This is a genomic window from Streptomyces sp. NPDC059853 (assembly GCF_042731495.1).
Lineage (GTDB): Bacteria > Actinomycetota > Actinomycetes > Streptomycetales > Streptomycetaceae > Streptomyces.
This window is the reverse complement of sequence record NZ_JBHWJL010000447.1, coordinates 1-2,907: the sequence shown is the minus strand read 5'-3', so window position 1 is coordinate 2,907 and position 2,907 is coordinate 1. Positions and strand designations below refer to the sequence as shown.

Annotated in this window: 3 protein-coding genes; all 3 read left to right on the top strand. The window is 72.8% G+C overall.

Annotated features, from left to right (window positions below):
* The first annotated feature begins 238 nt into the window (after positions 1 to 238).
* Positions 239 to 427, top strand: a complete 189-nt coding sequence (locus tag ACFV5N_RS26515) for a hypothetical protein (RefSeq protein ID WP_347228915.1) — start codon at positions 239 to 241, stop codon at positions 425 to 427.
* 81 nt (positions 428 to 508) lie between these two features.
* Entirely contained in the window at positions 509 to 1,561 is a 1,053-nt protein-coding gene (locus ACFV5N_RS26510; RefSeq protein ID WP_385604683.1) for a 3-isopropylmalate dehydrogenase, read from the top strand.
* A gap of 242 nt (positions 1,562 to 1,803) precedes the next feature.
* Positions 1,804 to 2,907 (top strand): branched-chain amino acid aminotransferase (locus tag ACFV5N_RS26505; RefSeq protein WP_385604680.1); only part of this gene is annotated, 1,104 nt, incomplete at its 3' end.

Sequence of the window (2,907 nt, the reverse complement as noted above, 5' to 3'; positions counted from 1 at the left end):
GCCCCGGTGGTGCACGGACGTGACCGCCGGGGCCGTTCCCGTCTCACATACTAGGACGGTCGAGTATCTGGCGGGACATCACTGCTGAGGGCCGCTACTTTTGTAGAAGCCGACAGTGACGCTCCATCCAGCGTGCGGACGCTCCGGCCAGGTGCGACGGCGCGGGCGACCCCCGCGGCACCCGGCCCGCCCCCTGCGGCAGCCCTCGCCTCACCCTCACCCCTGGAGCCGATCCGCCATGGACGACACGTTCGCCACGCCCGCCGCTCCGGCCGCCCCCGCCGAGGCCCGCACCCCGCGCATCGCCCCCCGTGTTCCCCGCGCCCTCGCCGGGCGCGACGACGCCAACCGCCGCCGCGCCGCCGCCGCGCTCCAGCGCGCCCTCGACCGCCGGGACAACGGCGGAGCCCCGCTGCCCGCCCACTGACACCCCACCACGGCACCGCACCGCTGTCCGGATCGTGGACGCCATACGTCCGCTGGCCGGACCCGGCGTATGGTCCTCCGCATGGCGCGCAGCATCGATCTCGCAGTGATCCCCGGCGACGGCATCGGCCCCGAGGTGGTGGCCCAGGGCCTCAAGGTCCTCGCGGCAGCCCTGCCCTCCGACGTCAAGCTGGAGACCACCACCTACGATCTGGGCGCCAAGCGCTGGCACGCCACCGGGGAAACCCTCCCGGACGCCGACCTGGAGCGGCTGCGCGGCCACGACGCCATCCTGCTGGGCGCCATCGGCGACCCGGCCGTGCCCTCGGGCGTGCTGGAACGCGGTCTGCTGCTGAAGCTGCGCTTCGCCTTCGACCACTACGTCAACCTCCGCCCCTCGGTCCTGCTGCCGAACACCCCCACCCCGCTGGCCGGCAACCCCGCCATCGACTTCCTGGTGGTCCGGGAGGGCACCGAGGGCCCCTACGTCGGCAACGGCGGCTCCATGCGCACCGGCACCCCCGCCGAGGTCGCCACCGAGGTGTCGGTCAACACGGCCTACGGCGTCGAGCGCGTGGTCCGCGACGCCTTCGAGCGCGCCGCGGCCCGCCCGGCGAAGAAGCTGACCCTGGTCCACAAGAACAACGTCCTGGTGCACGCCGGCCACCTGTGGAAGAACACGGTGGACCGCGTCGCCCGGGAGTACCCGCAGGTCGCCACCGACTACCTGCACGTCGACGCCGCGACGATCTTCTTCGTCACCCAGCCCGAGCGGTTCGACGTCATCGTCACCGACAACCTCTTCGGCGACATCCTCACCGACCTCGCCGCCGCCATCACCGGCGGCATCGGGCTCGCCGCCTCCGGGAACATCAACCCCACCGGTGAGTTCCCCTCCATGTTCGAGCCCGTGCACGGCTCCGCGCCCGACATCGCGGGCACCGGAGCGGCCGACCCCACCGCCACCGTGCTCTCCGTCGCCCTGCTGCTGCGCCACCTCGGCTACGAGGAGCAGGCCGGCCGGATCGAGGCCGCCGTGACCGCCGACCTGGCGGAGCGCGACGGCACGCCGCGTGACACCGACACCATCGGGGACGCCCTCGCGGTACGCGTAGCCGGTTCCGTAGCCGGCTAGCCCGCGGCCCACCTCACGCACCCCCTCGCCGCCGGGCATTCTGGACGCCCGGCGGCTGGGCTTACCCGCCGCTGGGTGCCACCATCACCATCGAGACCGCCATCCGTGCGCATGCCGTACAGCCCCGCGCGATAATCGGACACGGGGCCGAACCGTCTACCGATGCTCGGACTTCCTAGTACCACATCCATCGGGGACGGACCGGCGGTCCGCCACACCACTCAGCGAAGGACGCGCTCACCATGACGACGCCGCCGATCGAATTCGACCTGAAGCCCTCCGCCAGCCCGCTGTCGGACGCGGAACGCGACGCCGTGCTCGCCGCCCCCGGTTTCGGCCGCCACTTCACCGACCACATGGTCACCCTCCGGTGGACCAAGGGCCGGGGCTGGCACGACGGGCAGCTCACCCCGTACGCCCCCTTCCAGCTCGACCCGGCGAACAAGACTCTGCACTACGGGCAGTCCATCTTCGAAGGGCTGAAGGCGTACCGGCAGCCCGACGGCTCCATCGGGGTCTTCCGGCCGGACGCCAACGCCCGCCGTTTCCAGGAGTCCGCCCGCCGCATGGCCATGCCCGAGCTGCCGGTCGAGACCTTCGTCGAGGCCATCGACGTGCTGCTCGCCCAGGACGGCGCCTGGGTCCCGCCGCACGGCGGCGAGGAGTCGCTGTATCTGCGCCCCTTCCTGTTCGCCACCGAGGACGGCCTCGGCATCAACGAGCCGGCCGGCTCCTACCTCTTCGTGCTGATCGCCTCCCCGGCCGGCGCCTACTTCCCGCGCGGCGTCAAGCCGGTCTCCGTCTGGCTCTCCAAGGAGTACGTGCGCGCCGCCCCCGGCGGCACCGGCGCGGCCAAGTTCGCCGGGAACTACGCGGCGTCCTTCCTCGCCCAGGCGGAGGCCGTCGACCACGGCTGCGACCAGGTGGTGTGGCTGGACGCCGTCGAGCGCCGCTGGGTCGAGGAGATGGGCGGCATGAACCTCTACTTCGTGCGCGGCTCCGGCGAGGGCACCACGGTCGTCACCCCCGAGCTGACCGGCACCCTGCTGGCCGGGATCACCCGCGACTCGCTGCTGACCATCGCCGCCGACCTCGGCTACGCCACCGGCGAGGTCCGGATCTCGATCGAGGACTGGGAGCGCGAGTGCGCCGAGGGATCCCTCACCGAGACCTTCGCCTGCGGCACCGCCGCCGTGATCACCCCGGTCGGCTCGGTGAAGTCCTCCGGTGCCGCCTGGACCGTCGGTGACGGGGAGCCGGGCCCGGTCACCCTGCGGCTGCGCGAGGCGCTGCTGGCCGTCCAGCAGGGCAAGGCCCCCGACCCGCACGGCTGGATGCACCGGGTC

Bases quoted from the DNA above. Each gene is read 5' to 3' on its own strand.
- ACFV5N_RS26515 (WP_347228915.1), top strand. From the start codon at position 239: ATGGACGACACGTTCGCCACGCCCGCCGCTCCGGCCGCCCCCGCCGAG.
- ACFV5N_RS26510 (WP_385604683.1), top strand. From the start codon at position 509: ATGGCGCGCAGCATCGATCTCGCAGTGATCCCCGGCGACGGCATCGGC.